Origin of the sequence: Caulobacter soli (assembly GCF_011045195.1) — a bacterium.
Classification (GTDB): domain Bacteria; phylum Pseudomonadota; class Alphaproteobacteria; order Caulobacterales; family Caulobacteraceae; genus Caulobacter; species Caulobacter soli.
Genome location: NZ_CP049199.1, coordinates 1,432,236 through 1,449,501, shown reverse-complemented (window position 1 = coordinate 1,449,501; position 17,266 = coordinate 1,432,236). Strand labels below are relative to the sequence as shown.

The 17,266-nt window shown below is 69.2% G+C and carries 20 protein-coding genes; 13 read left to right on the top strand and 7 right to left on the bottom strand.

Annotation, left to right across the window (positions count from 1 at the left end):
- Nucleotides 1–251: 251 nt before the first annotated feature.
- The 5 genes from G3M62_RS07105 to G3M62_RS07085 all read left to right on the top strand — a co-directional run bounded on the left by G3M62_RS07105 (nucleotide 252) and on the right by G3M62_RS07085 (nucleotide 4,066).
- Nucleotides 252–896 carry a DUF47 domain-containing protein gene (locus G3M62_RS07105; RefSeq protein ID WP_165185816.1) on the top strand — a complete coding sequence of 215 codons (645 nt, stop codon included), beginning with the start codon at nucleotides 252–254 and terminating at the stop codon, nucleotides 894–896.
- Nucleotides 896–1,897 (top strand): inorganic phosphate transporter, encoded by a 1,002-nt coding sequence (locus tag G3M62_RS07100; RefSeq protein WP_165185815.1) that lies wholly within the window; start codon nucleotides 896–898, stop codon nucleotides 1,895–1,897. Before G3M62_RS07105 ends, G3M62_RS07100 begins: the two co-directional genes overlap by 1 nt.
- Nucleotides 1,894–2,454 (top strand): NUDIX hydrolase, encoded by a 561-nt coding sequence (locus G3M62_RS07095; protein WP_165185813.1) that lies wholly within the window; start codon nucleotides 1,894–1,896, stop codon nucleotides 2,452–2,454. Before G3M62_RS07100 ends, G3M62_RS07095 begins: the two co-directional genes overlap by 4 nt.
- Before the next feature lie 83 nt (nucleotides 2,455–2,537).
- Nucleotides 2,538–3,266 carry an endonuclease III domain-containing protein gene (locus G3M62_RS07090; RefSeq protein WP_165185812.1) on the top strand — a complete coding sequence of 243 codons (729 nt, stop codon included), beginning with the start codon at nucleotides 2,538–2,540 and terminating at the stop codon, nucleotides 3,264–3,266.
- A gap of 62 nt (nucleotides 3,267–3,328) precedes the next feature.
- Nucleotides 3,329–4,066, top strand: a complete 738-nt coding sequence (locus G3M62_RS07085; protein WP_165185810.1) for a DUF72 domain-containing protein — start codon at nucleotides 3,329–3,331, stop codon at nucleotides 4,064–4,066.
- On the opposite strand, the gene G3M62_RS07080 is transcribed toward G3M62_RS07085, so the two are convergent.
- Complete coding sequence (locus G3M62_RS07080) at nucleotides 4,041–5,018, bottom strand: M15 family metallopeptidase (RefSeq protein ID WP_165185808.1); 978 nt, start codon at nucleotides 5,016–5,018, stop codon at nucleotides 4,041–4,043. The two genes, G3M62_RS07085 and G3M62_RS07080, sit on opposite strands and share 26 nt — an antisense overlap.
- Nucleotides 5,019–5,034: 16 nt before the next feature.
- Nucleotides 5,035–5,556, bottom strand: a complete 522-nt coding sequence (locus G3M62_RS07075) for a flavin reductase family protein (protein ID WP_165185807.1) — start codon at nucleotides 5,554–5,556, stop codon at nucleotides 5,035–5,037.
- A 116-nt stretch (nucleotides 5,557–5,672) separates the two neighbouring features.
- Between G3M62_RS07075 and G3M62_RS07070 the strand changes: the two genes are divergently transcribed.
- Nucleotides 5,673–6,119 (top strand): ester cyclase, encoded by a 447-nt coding sequence (locus tag G3M62_RS07070; RefSeq protein WP_165185805.1) that lies wholly within the window; start codon nucleotides 5,673–5,675, stop codon nucleotides 6,117–6,119.
- Nucleotides 6,120–6,199: 80 nt separating this feature from the next.
- Nucleotides 6,200–6,799, top strand: coding sequence for a hypothetical protein (locus tag G3M62_RS07065; protein WP_165185804.1), 600 nt, complete (start codon nucleotides 6,200–6,202; stop codon nucleotides 6,797–6,799).
- Here the strand turns inward: G3M62_RS07065 and G3M62_RS07060 are convergent.
- The 3 genes from G3M62_RS07060 to G3M62_RS07050 all read right to left on the bottom strand — a co-directional run bounded on the left by G3M62_RS07060 (nucleotide 6,796) and on the right by G3M62_RS07050 (nucleotide 9,273).
- Nucleotides 6,796–7,953: a glutathionylspermidine synthase family protein gene (locus tag G3M62_RS07060; protein WP_165185802.1), complete on the bottom strand. Its 1,158-nt coding sequence runs from the start codon at nucleotides 7,951–7,953 to the stop codon at nucleotides 6,796–6,798. The two genes, G3M62_RS07065 and G3M62_RS07060, sit on opposite strands and share 4 nt — an antisense overlap.
- Nucleotides 7,954–8,098: 145 nt before the next feature.
- Nucleotides 8,099–8,821 (bottom strand): PspA/IM30 family protein, encoded by a 723-nt coding sequence (locus G3M62_RS07055; protein WP_165185800.1) that lies wholly within the window; start codon nucleotides 8,819–8,821, stop codon nucleotides 8,099–8,101.
- A 23-nt stretch (nucleotides 8,822–8,844) separates the two neighbouring features.
- Complete coding sequence (locus tag G3M62_RS07050) at nucleotides 8,845–9,273, bottom strand: YjfI family protein (RefSeq protein ID WP_165185799.1); 429 nt, start codon at nucleotides 9,271–9,273, stop codon at nucleotides 8,845–8,847.
- Nucleotides 9,274–9,469: 196 nt separating this feature from the next.
- On the opposite strand from G3M62_RS07050, the gene G3M62_RS07045 reads away from it, so the two are divergent.
- The 6 genes from G3M62_RS07045 to G3M62_RS07020 all read left to right on the top strand — a co-directional run bounded on the left by G3M62_RS07045 (nucleotide 9,470) and on the right by G3M62_RS07020 (nucleotide 15,774).
- A complete protein-coding gene (locus tag G3M62_RS07045) occupies nucleotides 9,470–10,123 on the top strand; it encodes a DUF2491 family protein (protein ID WP_165185797.1) in 654 nt (217 codons plus the stop codon).
- A 20-nt stretch (nucleotides 10,124–10,143) separates the two neighbouring features.
- Nucleotides 10,144–10,554, top strand: a complete 411-nt coding sequence (locus tag G3M62_RS07040) for a DUF350 domain-containing protein (protein WP_165185795.1) — start codon at nucleotides 10,144–10,146, stop codon at nucleotides 10,552–10,554.
- 8 nt (nucleotides 10,555–10,562) lie between these two features.
- Nucleotides 10,563–11,183 carry a DUF1190 domain-containing protein gene (locus G3M62_RS07035; RefSeq protein ID WP_165185794.1) on the top strand — a complete coding sequence of 207 codons (621 nt, stop codon included), beginning with the start codon at nucleotides 10,563–10,565 and terminating at the stop codon, nucleotides 11,181–11,183.
- Nucleotides 11,184–11,371: 188 nt separating this feature from the next.
- Nucleotides 11,372–12,091, top strand: coding sequence for a response regulator transcription factor (locus G3M62_RS07030; protein WP_165185792.1), 720 nt, complete (start codon nucleotides 11,372–11,374; stop codon nucleotides 12,089–12,091).
- Complete coding sequence (locus G3M62_RS07025) at nucleotides 12,088–13,449, top strand: FecR family protein (RefSeq protein WP_165185790.1); 1,362 nt, start codon at nucleotides 12,088–12,090, stop codon at nucleotides 13,447–13,449. Before G3M62_RS07030 ends, G3M62_RS07025 begins: the two co-directional genes overlap by 4 nt.
- Nucleotides 13,450–13,452: 3 nt before the next feature.
- Nucleotides 13,453–15,774 (top strand): CHASE2 domain-containing protein, encoded by a 2,322-nt coding sequence (locus tag G3M62_RS07020; RefSeq protein ID WP_246263508.1) that lies wholly within the window; start codon nucleotides 13,453–13,455, stop codon nucleotides 15,772–15,774.
- Nucleotides 15,775–15,880: 106 nt separating this feature from the next.
- Here the strand turns inward: G3M62_RS07020 and G3M62_RS07015 are convergent, their stop codons facing one another.
- Together G3M62_RS07015 and G3M62_RS07010 are read right to left on the bottom strand one after the other, a co-directional pair.
- On the bottom strand, nucleotides 15,881–16,636 hold the full coding sequence (locus G3M62_RS07015) for a class I SAM-dependent methyltransferase (protein WP_165185789.1): 756 nt from the start codon (nucleotides 16,634–16,636) through the stop codon (nucleotides 15,881–15,883).
- A gap of 119 nt (nucleotides 16,637–16,755) precedes the next feature.
- Nucleotides 16,756–17,262 (bottom strand): hypothetical protein, encoded by a 507-nt coding sequence (locus tag G3M62_RS07010; RefSeq protein ID WP_165185787.1) that lies wholly within the window; start codon nucleotides 17,260–17,262, stop codon nucleotides 16,756–16,758.
- Nucleotides 17,263–17,266: the final 4 nt, after the last annotated feature.

The window sequence follows — 17,266 nt, the reverse complement described above, 5'->3', positions numbered from 1 at the left end:
TAAGGCCGCCCCGCCGGACGTGGTGAACCGACCCTAAACTTGGCCGCTGGGACGCTATGCCGCGCCCCGGCGAAGCCTGCCTCGCCCCGGCCATTCAGCCCCGTGATCGCCGACTCAATTGTCACAAAACCGTCACGCCAGGACTTGAACGCGGCCGGCTTCCGTGGTTCCGGTCCGCCGCGCCGGGCGTTTGTTCAGTACCAAGATCGTCCGCGAGACTTTTCACGCTTCGAACAGAGGATGAAGCGACCATGCTGGGCTTGTTCCGGGCCGTCATGCCCAAGGAAGACCGCTTCTACGACCTGTTCGCGCAGCACGCCGCCACCCTGGTGCTGGGCGCCAAGGCCCTGCGCGACCTGATGGAGGGCGGCGCCGGCGTCGAAGCCGCCAGCGGCCGCGTCTACCAGCATGAGGAAGAGGCCGACGAGATCACCCGCCAGGTGATGGGCCAGATCCGCCGCAGCTTCATCACGCCGTTCGACCGCAGCGACATCCAGGACCTGACCACCTCGCTGGACGACGCCATCGACCAGATGCGCAAGACCGCCAAGGTCGTCAGCCTGTTCGAGGTCAAGACCTTCGAACCGCAGATGCGCGAGATGGCCGCCATCATCGTCCAGGCCGCCGAGCTGACGGTCGAGGCCGTGGCCCTGCTGCCCGACATGCGCAAGAACGCCCAGCGCCTGACCGAACTGGCCGTCCGCGTCACCCAGATCGAGGACCAGGCCGACCAGATGTACGACCAGGGCCGCAAGGCGCTGTTCCTGGCCAGCCGCGATGGCGATCCGATGGCCTTCATCGTCGGCGTCGACATCTACAGCCACCTGGAAAAGGTGGTCGACCGCTTCGAGGACGTCGCTAATCGCATCAGCGGCATCGTGGTCGAGCAGGTCTAGTGGACCCCACCTTCATCATCCTGGTGGTGCTGGTCGTCGTCGCCCTGGGCTTCGACTTCCTGAACGGCCTGCACGACGCCGCCAACTCGATCGCCACCATCGTCTCGACGCGGGTGCTGTCTGCCAAGTGGGCGGTGCTGTGGGCGGCGTTCTTCAATTTCATCGCCTTCATCTTCTTCGGCACCAGCGTGGCCAAGATGGTCGGGGCCGGGATCATCGACCCGCACATCATCAGCGACCGGCTGATCTTCGCGGCCCTGATGGGGGCGATCAGCTGGAACCTGATCACTTGGTGGGCCGGCATCCCCTCCTCCAGCTCGCACGCCCTGATCGGCGGCCTGGTCGGCGCCTCGGTGGCGCGGGTCGGCAGCTTCGGCGCGGTGCAATGGGCGGGCCTGGGCAAAACCGCGGCCGGCATCGTGGTCTCGCCGCTGATGGGCTTCGTCCTGGCCCTGGTGCTGGTGCTGATCGTCAGCTGGACCTTCGTGAAGAGCTCGCCGTTCTTCGCCGATCGGGTGTTCCGTAAGCTGCAGTTCGTCTCGGCGGCGATGTACTCGCTGGGTCACGGCGGAAACGACGCCCAGAAGACCATGGGCATCATCGCCGCCCTGCTGTTCGCCCACGGCGCCACCCACGCCCCGGGCACGATCCCGCTGTGGGTGGTTCTGTCGTGCCAGACCGCCATGGCGCTCGGCACCCTCTTCGGCGGTTGGCGCATTGTGCACACCATGGGCAGCAAGATTACCCGCCTGACTCCCATGCAGGGTTTCTGCGCGGAGACCGGCGGCGCGATTACTTTGTTCCTGGCGACCCATATTGGCGTTCCGGTCTCGACGACTCACACGATCACGGGCGCTATTGTCGGCGTCGGCGCTTCGCGTCGGGTTTCGGCCGTCCGTTGGGGCGTGGCCAAGAGCATCGTGACCGCCTGGATCGTCACCCTGCCCGCGGCCGGCCTGGTCGCGGCGGCGTTCTACTATCTCGGGTTCTGGATGACGTGAGCGACACGGCGGGCGGCAAGCAGGCGGGCAAATCGGGACAGCGGCGACGTCAGGTGGCCGCCCTGCCCTGGCGCGCGGCCGCCGGTTCCACCGAACTCGAGATTCTGCTGGTCTCGTCGCGCGAAACCCGCCGCTGGGTGATCCCCAAGGGCTGGCAGATGAAGGGCAAGCCCGACCATCAGGCCGCCGCCCAGGAAGCCTATGAGGAAGCCGGGCTCGACGGTCGCATCGTCGACAAGCCGATCGGCGACTATCCCTATCTGAAGCGCCTGAAGAGCGGCGCCGCGCGGCCGGTGACGGTCGACGTCTATCCGCTGCAGGTGACCGGCGAGCACGCCACCTGGCCCGAGAAGGGCCAGCGCACCCTGCAATGGATGTCGCCGGTCGAGGCGGCGCTGGCGGTGCAGGAGCCGGAGTTGCGCGACCTGATCGCCCGCTTCGCCAAGGTCGAACTGCCCGCCGAGGAGCGTCCAGCTCCCGCCCCGGCCCCGACGCCGGTGCGCGTGGCCCTGCAGCGCCTGCGCCGGCGGGTCACCGCACTGTGGGGTCGCCGCTAGCCTCTCTGGGAACAAGCTGGGGATAACTCGACAAGCCGTTCCATGTTCACTATGTTCTCGTTACGTTCACAGCGAGAATCGCCATGCAGCTGTCCCTCGACCTGTCGACCTCGCCGCTGGAAGCCATGCGCGACGGGCTGCTCAAGACCTTCGGCCCGCAGCGGCCGACCAAGCGGCTGGATCCGGTGTCGCAACTGGTCAAGTCGTCGATCAGCGGCCGGACCAAGGACGCGACCTCGTGGGCCGTCTACCACCGCCTGAAGGAGCGCTTCGCCACCTGGGAAGAGCTGGCCGAAGCGCCCGACGCCGAGGTCCAGGAGCTGATCAAGGACGTCACCTATCCCGAGGACAAGGCCCGCCACCTGCCCCACGCCCTGCGGCTGATCCAGGTGCGCAGCGGCTGGACGCTGTCGCTGGACCACCTGGCCGAGCTGGAGCTGGACAGCGCCCGATGGTGGCTGCAAGGCCTGCCCGGCGTGGGCGTCAAGGTCGCCGCCTCCGTGCTGAACTTCAGCCCCCTGAACATGCGGGCCCTGGTGGTCGACACCCACGTCCACCGCGTCGCCGGCCGTCTGGGTTTGATCCCGGCCAGCTACGACACCGCTCACGCTTATCGGGCGCTGATGGACATGGTCCCCGACAGCTGGACCGCCGAGGACCTGTATGAGCTGCACTGGCTGATGAAGGGGCTGGGGCAGCTGCTGTGTTCGCACCACGCGCCGAGGTGCGGAGCGTGTGCGCTGAAGGGGACGTGCCCGAGGGTCGGCGTCGAGCGGAGCGCCGACATCCTGGCCTGGCGGCCACGGTCGTAGCGCCCTCTCCCAGAGGAAAGGGTTTTCCGTGAACCTCCACCGCCTCCGCACGCTCCAATCGCATGCCCAACGACATCCGCATCGGCACGGCCGGCTGGAGCTTCCCCCGTTCCCTCGACGGCTTCCCCGCCGAAGGCACGGGCCTCGAACGCTACGCGGCGGTGTTCAATTGCGTCGAGATCAACTCGTCCTTCTATCGCCCCCATCAGCGCAAGACCTACGAGCGCTGGGCGGACACCACGCCGGCGGATTTCCGGTTCGCGGTGAAAGTCCCCAGGGCGATCACCCATGAGCGGCGGCTGGCCGAAGCCGGCGACCTGCAAGCTCGGTTCCTGGACGAGTGCGGCGGGTTGGGCGACAAGCTCGGTCCCTTGCTGATCCAGCTGCCGCCAAGCCTGAGATTCGACGTCGGGATCGTGGAACGCTTCCTGATCGACTGGCGTAAGGCGACGGCGGCCCCGACGGTGTTGGAGCCGCGTCACCCGACCTGGTTCGACGCGTCGGCCGAGGCCCTGCTGCGAAGCTTCGAGATCGCGCGAGTCGGCGCCGATCCCGCCGTGGTTCCGGCCGCCGCCGAGCCCGGCGGCTGGAGCGGTCTTACTTATCGCCGCCTGCATGGTTCCCCGGCGATGTACGCGACGTCCTATGACGACGGCCGACTGACGCCCATGGTCGAACAGGTCGCCAGCGAGATCCAGGCGGCCCCGACCTGGTGGATTTTCGACAACACCCAGTTCGGCGCGGCGACCACCGACGCCCTCAAACTGACGGGGCTTATTTCACCTCGGCCAGCTGGCTGAACGTCTGCGTCCCGATGCCGTAGCGGCGCCAGTCGCCATAGTCGAAGTGCCACCATTCCTCGGGATAGACCTCGAAACCCTGGGCGACCATGGCCTGGCGCAGCACCGCCCGCAGCGCCCTCTGCTTGGTCGTGCCGCCGATGAAGTCGGCGTAGGAGCGGCCTGACATCTCGTCATAGCGGCTGGGCATCTCGACGGGCCGGCCGGTCTTCAGATCATAGAGGGTCAGGTCCACGGCGCAGCCGCGGTTGTGGCGCGAGCCCTGGGCGGGGTCGGCGACGAACATGTGATCCTCGGGCGGGGTGGCCTCCCAGAACATCCAGGTGACGAACCAGGGCCGGTAGGCGTCGTGGATCAGCAGGCCATAGCCCTGCGCCTCCAGCGTCTTGGCGGCCCGCGCCAGGGCCTGCGCGGCCGGACGCTGCAGATAGGCGGCCGCCCGCTCGTAGAGCGGCAGGCCCATGAAGTTGTCCGAGCCGGCGTAGCGGATGTCGAGGCGGATCGTGGGATCCAGGGTCGACAGATCCACCAGGTCGGCCGGCCGATGTTGGGCGGTCTCGACCGGCGGCGTGGCGGCCAAGGCCCGGGCGCGAAGGGCCGCCGGATCGGCGCGCACCGCCGCGCGAACCGCCGCCTCGACCTCGGCCCCGAAGTCGTGTCGCGGCAGCCGCGTTCCGTCCAGCCGCAGGGCGACCGGCTCCAGCACCAGCTCGCCGCCGCCCCCAATGCGGTAGCGGCTGCGTCCCAGCGGGGTCAGGGCCGCGTCCTTCAGACCCCGCCCGTCGACGCGCAGAACGCCGTCGCGCTCGAACACCGTCAAGGGCGCGGCGCGGTCGCCGTACTGGCCGACCGCCGCCATTTCGGCGGCGTCGAGGGACTGGGCGAAAGCGGTGGAGGTCAGGGCAAGTCCCATCAGGAAGGCGGCGGTAAAGGCTCGAACTCGTTTTCGCATCGCCCTCGTCTCCTGCCTATTCCTCGACGTGCACCCGGCGAAAGCGGCCCTGCAGATAGACCAGCGGCTCGTGGTCAGGATCGTAGCGCAGCTTGACCACCCGCCCGACATAGACCCGGTGGTCGCCGGCGTCGAAGACCTGGTGGGTGACGCATTCGAAATTGGCCATGCAGTCGGGTAGGATCGGCACGCCCGTGCTCCAGGTCTCGGTTTCGATGCCCGCGAACCGGTCGCCGTCCTTCTGCACGAACTGGCTGGCCATGGGCTGCTGGTCGGCGTGCAGCACGTTGACCGTGAACCGCCCGGCCTCGTCCAGGGTCGGCAGGCTGCGCGAATTGAGGTCGACGCAGACCAGGGCCAGGGGCGGATCCAGCGACACCGAGGTGAAGGAGTTGGCGGTAAGGCCGACCTTGCGGCCGTCGTCGCAGACCGTGGTGATCACCGTCACCCCGGTGGTGAAACATCCGAAGGCATGGCGCAGCGCCCGGGCGTCATGCGCGCCGCCCTCGCCCAGTTCGATCGTGACCGGCTGACTCATGTGTTCAACCTGTGAGGCAAACCGGCGTTACGGGCAAGGGCATGTCCCCGGTCGTATCGTGCAACTCGCGACGCCCCGGCGCGCTGAATCGCGCATCGCCACCGGAGCCTCGCGCCATGATCTCCAAACTCTCACGCGATGATCTCGTCGAACGCCTGGTGAAGGCGGGCGAAGCCGAGGTGGCCGGCGCGCCGCCGGAGGAAATCGCCAGCTACTTCGATACGGAAACCTTCCGCTTCCACGGCCCTGACGGCTTCGAGTCCGACTACGAGGGCCTCAACGCCTATTTCGCCGCGATCCGGGCGGCGTTCGACGACCGCACGATCCGGCGCGGGATCATCGTCGTGGAGGGCCACACCGCGGCCTGCCAGACCTGGATCGAGGGCACATTCGTCAACACCTTCACGATGTCGCCCGCCGGACCGCTGCCGCCCAACGGCGCGCGCGTCACCTGGGACCTGATCAACATCTTCCGGTTCGACGACCAGGGCCGGCTGATCGAGGAGTTCGTGCGCACCGACTATCGCAGCTTCCTGCGCCAGCTGGGCGCGGAGCACCGGTAGGCGCCAAACTTGGCCATGCCGCAGTCACACTTCGGTCCACAAGCTGAAGCGGGATACGCACGTTCTTTGGGGGCGTGGGCGTGTCGAAGCGGCGCAAGTCAAAAGGCGGTGCCTGGCTGCCGGCGGCGCTGTTCGTATCGGCGGTCCTGCACGCGATCCTGTTCATGATCCTGCTGCGCCACGTCGTCCCGATGCCGGCCGGCGACGAGCCGCAGTCCCTCCAGGTTTCGCTCGTTTCGCCGACACGGCCCGATCGAGCCCATCCTCATGCGGCCGCGCGCGCGCCTTCGAACGACCGCGACGCCCCGTCCCGGATCGAACCCCGACTTCCGATCTTGCCCGTATCGCCTTCATCGCCCGACGGCGGCGACGTCGCCACGCAAGGCGATGCGCAACCCGCCATGCAAAGCTCGCCGCCCCTTCGCGGCCTGCGAGGCTGTCAATCGTCCCAACTTACGCTCAAGGAACGCGAGGACTGCGAGGCGCAACGGTGGGCCAAGGTCGCGCCGGCCAATCCACGCCTGAACCTGGATCTGTCCGGCCGCTACGCCAAGAATCCCGAGCCCTTCCTGTCGCGCCGGCCCGAGAAGGGCTGCCGCGCCCGGCTCACCGGCGACGTGGGGCCTCTGGGCGATGACATGAACACCCGCGCGGGTGTCACCTGCGTGAAGGCGTTCTAGCCCTCGATCACGTGCGGCACGAACCGGGCCAGGTTCTTGGTCACCACGCTGTCGTCCTCGCGGATGCCGATGCCGGCCGGCTCGGCGCCGACGATCCAGGCGCCGACCACCGGGCGCTTGCCGTCGAACTCGGGCGGCGGGTGGTAGGCCTGGACGATCGCGCCCTCCTCGCCATAGCCCTGATCGAGCACGGGTTCATCCCCTCCGACGATCTCGACATTGGCGCCCTCGCGCGAAAACAGCGGCTTCCTCACGAACCGCCCGCCCAGGGCGCTCGCCGCCGGATCGCCCTCGAAATAGGCCTCCAGCAGGTTGGGGTGACCAGGGTGGCGTTCCCACAGCAGTGGCAGGATGCCCTTGTTGGACAGGATCGCCTTCCACGCTGGCTCGATCCAGCGCACCCCGGCGGTCGCCAGGTTCGCGGCGTAGGGCTCGCGCAGCATGAACTCCCACGGATAGAGCTTGAACGCCGCCTGCAGGACGAAGCCCTCCAGGTCGACGAACTGGCCCTCCTGGTTCAGGCCGATGTGATCCATGGCCACGAACTTGGGTTCGAGCCCGGCCTGCAGGGCCAGGTCCTCCAGGAACCGCACGGTCTGGCGATCCTCGACCGCGTCCTCGTCGCTGGCGAAGTGGACGAAGCCGCCGGTCGGGAACAGGACCTTGAATCGGTCGCGCAACGCCTCGAACAGGCTGTTGAATTGGTCGGCGTTGGCGGGGAACGTGCCGTTGGCGATCATCTCCTCCAGCCACAGCCACTGGAAGGTGGCGGCCTCGAAGACGCTGGTCGGCGTGTCGGCGTTGTATTCGTAGAGCTTGGGCTTGGTCTTGCCGTCATAGCCGAAGTCGAAGCGGCCATAGAGCGACGGCGACTTGGCGCGCCAGGACGCGGCCACGAAGTCGCGATGCTCCGCCGGGATCGCCAGCTTCTCCATCAGCTCCTGGCTGCCGACCACCTCGTCGACCAGGTCCAGGCACAGGTCGTGGAGCTCGGCCGCGGCCGGCTCCAGGTCCTGCTCCACCTGGTCCAGGGTGAAGGCGTAGGCCACGCTTTCATCCCAATAGGCCTGGCCTTCGGTGTGGTGATAGACGAACCCGACGGCGTCGGCCTTGGCCTGCCAGTCGGGTCGCGGCGTCAGCTTGAGGCGGCGCATAGCGTTGTCATCCCCTGAATCCGTTTCCCCGGCGAAGGCCGGGACCCAGATTCAGCCGTGGCTTCTAGGATTTTCCCGAGACACCCGGCCCTACGACCTGGGCCCCGGCCTTCGCCGGGGAAACGGAGATAGGAGCGGCGAAGCCCTACTCGGTCTTGCCGTCCTTCTGCTCGATCTGCAGCGGCGCGGGCGCGCTCAGGCGGGCCAGGACGTCGTCGGCGCTGGATTGCCCCGGCAGGATGCCGGCCAGGCGCAGCTTCTCGTCCAGATCGGCGCCCGTGCGGCGGTCTTCCAGTTCGCCGGCGGCCTTGATCTTCTCGCCGCGGATCGCCTGGCGTTCCTTGATGCGGGCCAGGCTGTCGGCGGCCGAGCCCAGCGCCGCGCCGGCGCCCGCGCCGCGCGCGGTGACGGCGGCCTGGGCCTTCTGGACGCTCTCGTTGACCTTCACCACCTCGACCTCGCGACGCAGGGTCTCGACGCGGCGGTCGGTGGCGGTGATGGCCTGATGCAGTTGATCCTCGGCGGCGCGCATGTCGGCGACCTGCGGATCCTTCAGGGCGATGTCCTGCTCGAGGTCGGCGATGCGTTGGGCCACCTGGCGAGCCAGGTCCATGTCGCCCTTGGTGACGGCGGCGCGGGCCGAGCCCTCGTATTTCGTGACCTGGTCGCGGAAGCTTGCGATTTCCTTTTCCAGGATGCGGCGGCGGGCGACCAGCGTGGCCAGATCGTCACGGGCCTTGCCTTGAGCGGCGTCGGCGTCGCGGATTTCCTGGTCGAGGATACGCAGGGCGTTGGCGTCGACGACGGCGGCTGTGGCTTCGTGCGCGCCGGCGCGACCCAGGGTGAACAGCTTGTTCCAGATGGACATTGGAGGTCTCCGAGGGTCGTGATTTAGGCGGCGGGGGTGAAGGACGAGCGCAGGTCGGACGCGGCCTCGATGGCGTTCTCGGCCAAGGCCCGAAGTTCGATCAGGATATCGTCCAGCGACGAGGTCGTCGCCAGTTCGCCGAACAGCTCGTAATAGTCGCGGCCGTTCACGGCGCTGATGCCGAAGTTCGACAGCGGCACAAGCTTTTGGGCCTTGAGCAGGAACTCGTTGAAGGCGTGGCGGTCGGCCTGCTCGTCAACCGGCCACAGCAGCACCGAGGCGGCGATCTGCTGGTCGCTGACGCTGACGAAGATTTCCAGATCGCCGTGATCGTGCATGGTCACCAGCAGGATCGGGTCGGCGCCCTCGACCACGCGGGCCGTCATGGCGTCGCTGAAACCATCGCCCAGGGCGGTCTTCAGCGAGCGAACAGTCCAGGCGGGGGTCGTCATCGGGCGTCATCTCCTTCGGCGAGCCAGGGTTGTGGCTGTTCATACTAGATGGGCGGGCGAACACCAGTCGTCGAGAGCGCGACCTTACGTAGGCGCATGACAAGTTGGTAATCCCCCGCTCACTTTTTGAGGGGCCCCTTTTGTGGGATCGTTCGACGTCGTACATGTGACGCGAGTTTCGCAAGCCGGGTCGTTCATGTTCAGCAAGCTCTTCGGCCGCAAGGACAACGCTCCCGTCTCGGCCCTGCCGGCGATCCGCAACGTCACCCTAGGCCGCACCGTCTGGCTTGATACGCTCGCCTGGCGCCGCTTGGGCGACGACCTGAAATTCACGCTCGACACCGACACGCTGGAGATCACCGCCCAGGGCCTGGTCGAACTGCGCGACGGCGGGTTCGTCCATCGGTTCTACACCGACGAAGACGTCATGTTTCAGGCCACCTCCGACGACCGCGAAGGTCAGCGCGTGACCGGGGTCACGATCTTCATCCCCTGGGCCAGCGCCTATCCGGGCGGGCCGGCCGATAACGAGGCCTGGACCAAGCGCCTGCGGGCGCGGACCTTCACCGGACCGGGCTTACCGGAATACCGGCGCGACTGGTTCGGCGACGAGGCCGAGAGCCAGGACCCCGTGACCTTCTGGGAAGACGTGCACGACGACCGCGATGGCATACCGGACCGGCGGATCTTCCAGACCTGCATGCTGTTCTCCCGCGATTTGCCGGGCGACGGCCTCGAGCTTCTGCTAGCCATCCAGCAGGAGAACGAGAACGAGGACACGCGCCAGCGCGAGGTGTCGTTCGAGATCATGATCGGCGTGTCCTTGAGCGTCGGCGAATTCCGGGCCTAGGCCCAAGAGGGGGAACACCAATGGACCTGCACGGATTTGGCGCCAGCGCCCTGGCCTTCGTGGTGGCCTTCGTCGCCGCCGGCCTGTTCACGGTGATCTTCAAGATCGTCTACCAGTGGGTGACGCCCTACAACGAGGGCAAGCTGATCCGCGAGGGCAATGTCGCCGCGGCCCTGGCCCTGGGCGGGGCCCTGGTCGGCTATGTGTTGCCCCTGGCCTCGGCGCTTTCCAACACCGTCACCCTGCTGGAATTCTGCGCCTGGGCGGCCCTGGCCGGCGTGCTACAGATCGCCGCCTTCACCCTGGTGCGCGTGGTGGTGATGAAGGACGTCACCGCCCGGATCGAGAAGGGCGAGATCGCCGCCGGCGTCTATCTGCTGAGCATTTCCCTGGCGGTCGGCGTGCTCAACGCCGCCTGCATGACGGCTTGAGACGCGACATGACCGATCACACTCCCCGCCGCCGCCTTCGTTCCAGTGGCCTGGCCCTGACCAGCCTGATGGCCGGCACGGCGCTGTCGGTCAGCGCCTGCGACGATCCCGGCACGGCCACCCAGTGGGGCGATCCCCCGGCCGCCTCGCGCGAGGTCGACGCCAAGACCTACGCCTCGCTGGACGACTGCAAGACCTCCGGCGACATGACCGCCCAGCAGTGCCAAACGGCCTACGACCAGGCCCAGAAGGACAGCGCCGCCAACGCGCCCAAGTTCGGCGACCAGCAGAGCTGCGAGGAGCGCTACGGCGTCTCGCAATGCGTGCCGCGCAACGACAACAACGGCGGCAGCTTCTTCACCCCGCTGCTGACCGGCTTCATCGTCGGCCAGGCGCTGAACAACATGGGCGGCGGCTACTACGGCGCGCCGATGTATCGCGATCGTGGCGGGACCTATTACGGCGGCTCGGGCTATCCGCTGTCGCGCGACTACGTCACCGGCCGCACCCGCGTGCGCACCGACAGCTTCAACGCGCCCGAGATGCACGCCCCCACCCGCGTCCAGAGCCGCAGCTCGGTGATCTCCCGCGGCGGCTTCGGCGGCGGCGGGCGTTCCTTCGGGGGGTAAGGGCCCTCGAACTAGACTGTAAACCATTGTAAATTCGGCCGGACAACCGGAGCGGAGGGAGCCGTGGCGCGATACGCTGCTGACGCGAACGGCCGCATTGATCCTTCCCCCCGGACAGCGTCCCGCCGCCGCGCGCTCCGCTTCCCACCAAGCGGAGCGCGCGAGTCATTCTGGTTGCAAGTGAACGCATGAAAGTCGCCCTGCTCGACGACGACGACAGCCACAACGCGCTGGTCGCCGCCCTTCTGGGGCCGGCGGGCTATGACTGCACCAGCTTTACCCGCCCCGAGCGGCTGCTGGCCGAGTTGCGCCGCCAGACCTTCGACCTGCTGATCCTCGACTGGAACATGCCCGAGCTCAGCGGCATCGAGACCCTGCGGCGCGTCGGCGAATTGCTGAGCCCCGCCCCGCCCGTGCTGCTGCTGACCAGTCGCTCGATCGAGGCGGACCTGGTCGAAGGCCTCAACGCCGGGGCCGACGACTACATCGTCAAGCCGCTGCAGCCGCCGGTGCTGATCGCCCGCGTCAACGCCCTGGCCCGCCGCGCCTATCGCCCAGCCGCCGCGCCGCACGTCGAGCAGCACGGCCCCTACCGCCTGGACCCCGGCGCCCAGTCCGTGACCTGGGGCGACAACCTCGAAACCCTGACGCCCAAGGAATTCCAGCTGGCCGCGCTGCTGTTCAACAACCTGGCCCGGCCTCTGTCGCGCGAATACCTGCTGCGCCGGGTCTGGGGTCAACGGCCGGACCTGGAGACCCGCACGCTGGACGCTCACGTCTCGCGCCTGCGATCTAAGCTTCACCTTCGCCCCGCGAATGGCTTTAGACTGACCACCGTCTACGGGTTCGGCTATCGGCTCGAGGTTTGCGAGCCGGAGGTCGACTCCGAGTCTGGAGCCGCAGAATGATCCTTCGTCCTTCGCTTTTCGCGATCGCCGCCGCCCTGGCGCTGGCGTCGACGCCGGTCGTGGCTGCGCCTCCGGCAAAGGCCAAGCCGCCCGCGTCCAAGCCGGCGCCCGGCGATCCGCCCGTCAACTACGTGGTCCAGCGCGGCGACACCCTGATCGGCCTGGGCCGCAGCTATCTGCGCAAGCCGGGCGACTACCGCCGGGTGCAGACCGCCAACCAGATCAGCCGGCCCACGAGCCTGCCGACCGGCAAGACCCTGATCATCGACCCCAACCTGCTGAAGACCACGCCCATCGACGCCCGGCTCAGCGCCTTCAGCGGCCAGGTCGAGGTCGAGACCAATGGCCAGCGCGCCCCGGCCCGCGCAGGCATGACCATCCAGGAAGGCCAGCGGATCATCACCGGCCCCGGCGCCTTCGCGACGTTCGAGATGGAGGACGCTTCGCGCGTCACCCTGCCCTCCAACACCGCCGTGCGGGTCGAGCGCCTGCGCAGCGTGGTGATGACCAACGCCCCGCAGCGGGTGTTCAAGCTGGAGCAGGGTCGCTCGACGATCCAGGCCACGCCCAACCCCAATCCGAACGGCCGCTTCGAGGTGCGCACGCCGGTGTCGATCTCGGCCGTACGCGGCACCGAGTTCCGGGTCGGCGCCAGCGCGGACAAGGCCCAGACCGAGGTCATCAAGGGCGGCGTCGGCGTAGGCCTGGGCGAGATCCAGCCCACCGGGGCGCCCGTTCCCGCCGGCTTCGGCGTCACCGCCAGCCCCGCCGGCGTCAGCCTGCCCGTCGCCCTGCTGCCCCCGCCCAAGCTGGGCGACGGCGGCCAGAACCAGGGCGACAAGACCGTCCATTTCACCGTCCAGCCCGTGCCCGGAGCCACCGCCTACCGGCTTCAGCTGTCGCGCGACGCCGGCTTCGTCGACCTGTTCGCCGAGGCGACGCAAAGCCAGCCCGCCGCCGAGTTCGGCGCCGTGGACAACGGCACCTACTTCATCCGCCTGACCGCCCTGGACGCCGGCGGCCTGGAAGGCCTGCCCGCCGACTACAGCTTCGACCGCGACCTGGACGTGCTGGAGCCCGGCGCATCGCCGGCCGCCGAACAGAACGGCAAGCACCGGAACTTCCTGTTCCGCTGGAGCGCGGCCGGCGACGGCGTGCGCACCTTCCGCTTCCAGCTGTTTTCGGGAACCGAGGCCACGAACCCGATCGTCGACCAGCCGGGCCTGTCCGAACCCCAACTGACCCTCACCGACCTGCCGCCCGGCGCCTACAGCTGGCGGGTCGCCGCCTCGCGCTTCAAGAACGGCGCGATCACGGAAAAGGTTGGGCCGCTGCAGTCGCTGCAGATCGGACACTAGGGCTTGCCCGCGTCTCTGCGTTCCGTTCGCCTGCCCTTCCCCCGGCGGCTGCGGCCCTCGCCGCCGCGTTCGCCCCGCCGCCGGCTGATCAGCTGGCTGGTCGTGGCCATCCTGACCGGCCTGGCCCTGGCCGGCCTGACCGCCAGCCCGCTGACCACGCGGCTGGACGACATCCTCTATGACCGGCTGGTGCGCGCCTCCGAGCGCCCGGTCGACCCGTCGATCCTGATTGTCAGCGTCGACGAGCGCAGCCTGCGCGAACTGGGCGCCTGGCCCTGGTCGCGGGCGCGGCACGCCGAGATGATCGACCGGCTCAGCCAGGCCGGCGCCAGGGCCATCGTCTACGACGTGCTGTTCAGCCAGCCCTCCCAGGACCTCGTCGCCGACGCGGCGCTGGCGGCGGCCGTCGCCCGTTCGGGCAAGGTGTATCTGCCGCAGTTCCTGGAGCCTGCCTCGCAAGACGGCGCGCCGCCGACCCTGGTCGCGCCCCTGCCCGCGATCGCCCAGGGCGCGGCGGGCGTCGGCTTGGTGCATGTGCGGTTCGATCCTGACGGGGCGGTGCGCCGCATGGCCCCGTTCGAAGCCAATGGACCCGACCTCGCGCCCGACCTGATAACCGTGGTCCATCGCGCCACCAAGGCGTTCGACGCCCCGGACGCCACCCGCGGCGACGCCCAGACCCTGCTGGTCCCGTTCGCCGGGCCGCCCGACCGCTATCGCCACGTGGCCTTCTCCAGCGTGCTGGCCGGCGAGGTTCCGGCCGAGATGATCGCCGGCCACACGGTGTTCGTCGGCCTGACCGCCCCGGGCCTGGGCCCCGCCTTCCCGACCCCGGTCACCCCCGACGCGGCCAGCATGACCGGCGTGCAGCTGCAGGCCAGCGTCCTGGACGGCCTGCGTGGCGGCATGATGATCAAGCCGGCCGGACTGGCCCTGCGGCTGATCTTCGCCCTCAGCCTGCTGTGGCTGCTGCTGGCGGGCCTGCTGGTGCTGCCGCCGCGCGCCAACCTGCTGCTGCTGGCGGTGCTGCTGGCCGTGGCCCTGGGCGCCAGCGCGGCCCTGTTCTCCCGCGGACACCTGTGGCTGTCGCCGGTGGCGGCGATCCTGGGCATGGCGCTGGTCTCGCTGGTCTGGGGCTGGGGGCGCCTGGGACGGGTCAACGACCTGCTGGGCCACGAGCTGAACCGCCTGCGCGCGGTGGACCCGGCGGGCGCCGCCGAGGCCGGGTCGGAGTTCGAGAGCGACGTCGTCACCCGCCAGGCCCTCAGCCTGGGCGCGGCCATCACCCGGATCGACGACCTGCGGCGGTTCGCGGCCGACGCCCTGTTCAGCCTGCCCGACGCCACCCTGGTGGCCGACGCCGCGCGACAGGTGATCGCCGCCAACGCCGCCGCCCAGGCCTTGCTGGCGCAGCGCCCCTGGGTGCTGGAAGGCGGCGGCCTGGCCGACGCCCTCAACGCCCTGGAGCCCCTGGGCCGCACCTTTTCGCCCAACTGGCCGGCCGAGAGCGACGGCGACCATCCGATCGACCTGCACCTGGCCGACGGCCGCGCCTTCCAGATCCAGACCGTGTTCCGCCGCGACGAGGCCGGCGAGAGCGCCGGCTGGATCGTGCGCCTGGCCGACATCACGCCCCTGACCGCCGCCATGCGCCAGCGCGAGCAGGCCCTGCAGCTGCTGACCCACGACATGCGCTCGCCGCAGACCTCGATCCTGGCCCTGCTGACCACCACGCCGGACCTGCCGGCCGACGTCGCCGAGCGCCTGGCCGCCTGCGCTCGCCGCACCCTGGCCCTGGCCGACGGTTTCGTGCAGCTGGCCCGGGCCGAGGTGACCCAGACGACCATGGAGCCGGTCGATCTGTGCGACGTGGCGGTCGAGGCGATCGACGAGCTGTGGCCCCAGTGCCGCCAGCGCCACATCGAGATCCGCCAGGAGGGCTGCGACGCGCCGATGATGGCCCTGGGCGATCGCGGCGTGCTGGCCCGCGCCCTGGTCAACCTGATCGGCAACGCGGTGAAATACAGCCCCGACGGCTCGGTGATCGTCGTGCGCGGCGCCACGGTGCTGGACGGCGGCCGCACCTATGTCGAGCTGAGCATCGCCGACCAGGGACCGGGCCTGACGCGTCAGGAAGCGCTGCTGGCCTTCCGCCCCTTCCAGCGTTTCGACCGGCCGGGCGCGGCGGCTGTCGACGGCGCCGGCCTGGGCCTGGCCTTCGTCCAGGCCGCCGCCACCCGGCACGGCGGCGGCGTGACCTGCGCGAGCGTGCCTGGCGAGGGGGCGACCTTCACCCTGCGCCTCCCGGAGTTGGCGCAGGTCTAGTCAGGACGTACGTGTGAAGACGAACCGGGGACGCACACGCCCGCGCGACGCCTCGCCTTTTCAGCAAGGTCTTCCGGTGGCGTGCGCGTCCCTTCCCCCTCCCCTCCTATGGCTTTACGAACTTGAGGATGAACTGGTCGGTCTTGCCCCGAATGGCCGGGTCGAAGACGCTGGCGGTGTGCGGGTCGGCCGGATTACGCAGCAGCGGACTCTCGGCGGCCAGCTTGAAGCCGGCGGCCTCGACCTCGGCCTTGACGGCGGCGATGTCGATGCGATGCAGGGTGTCGGGCGCGGCTAGGCCCGAGCCGGCGGCGGCGGCGTGGTCGACGATCAGGAACACCCCGCCCGGCTTCAGCGACTTGAACACCTCGGCGTCAACCTTGGCGGCGGTGTCGGTCGGGAACGCCTTGAGGTGCAGGTCGTGATAGTTCTGGACGGTGATCACCGCGTCCAGGCCGTCGGGCAGGTCCAGCGCGCCGAAGCTGGCGTCCAGCGGGGTGACGTTCTTGTAGGCGGCGGCGACCGTCTTCAGGTCTTCACCGTACTGCGCCTTGAACTTGATGAACTCGGCCGGTTGGTAGGCATAGACCGCGCCGGTCGGGCCGACGGCCGGCGACAGGATGCGCGTTAAATAGCCGCCGCCGATGATCAGGTCGACGACCTTGCCGCCGGGCTTGATATTGGCCAGGGCCAGGATCTCGCCCGGATGACGGGCCGCGTCCCGCGCGGTGTCGGTCGCCGGCCGGGCGGGATCGGCCAGGGCGGCCGTGAGGTTGGCGGGAACCTGGGCGACGCTAGGCGCGGCGAACGCCCCGAGCGCGAAGGCGACCGTTAAGGCGGAGAACATGGACCGCGACGTCATGGGCTTCCTCACCGTTGTTACCCCTCGATAGCGCGTCGCGGCGCCTGGGTGAACATCGGTATTCGAAATCGACGGCGGTTTCGGGGGACAAGCTGGGGACAGGTCGTCCCGGAAGCGCTCTACACCTTCGCGGGTTTCAGCGCCGCGACCAGTCGGTTGGCCAGGTCGTCGGCGTCGCCGCTGGAGCTTCGGACGGTCGCCCAGGCCGCGATCTTGCCGTTCGACAGGTCCAGCACCGCCAAGGTCGCCGTGCGCACCGGACCGCGCCGTGACCAGGGCCGAAGCTTGGTGGGGGCGCTGCGCCAGGGGGCGACGCCCACCTGCGGGCCGACGGCCGTGGAGATCCCGACCCCGGCCGGCGAGCTTCCGACCGCCACCTGCACGCGGTAGCGGGCCGGCAGCGCGCCGGGCTGAACAGCGCCGGCTTCGCTGATCCGGCTAAGGACGCGCGCCTCGATCGACTTGGCCAGGGTCGCATCGGCGCCCGTCGGCGCGGCGGCGCCCGCTTCCGTCAGCACGGCCTGCCCCTTGAGGCCCGTCAGGTCGCCCTCGTGAGCCACCTGAGGCCGCGTCGCGCAAGCGCCCAGCAGCAGGCTCGCGACCATGGTCGTCAGCAGTACGCGCATTGGA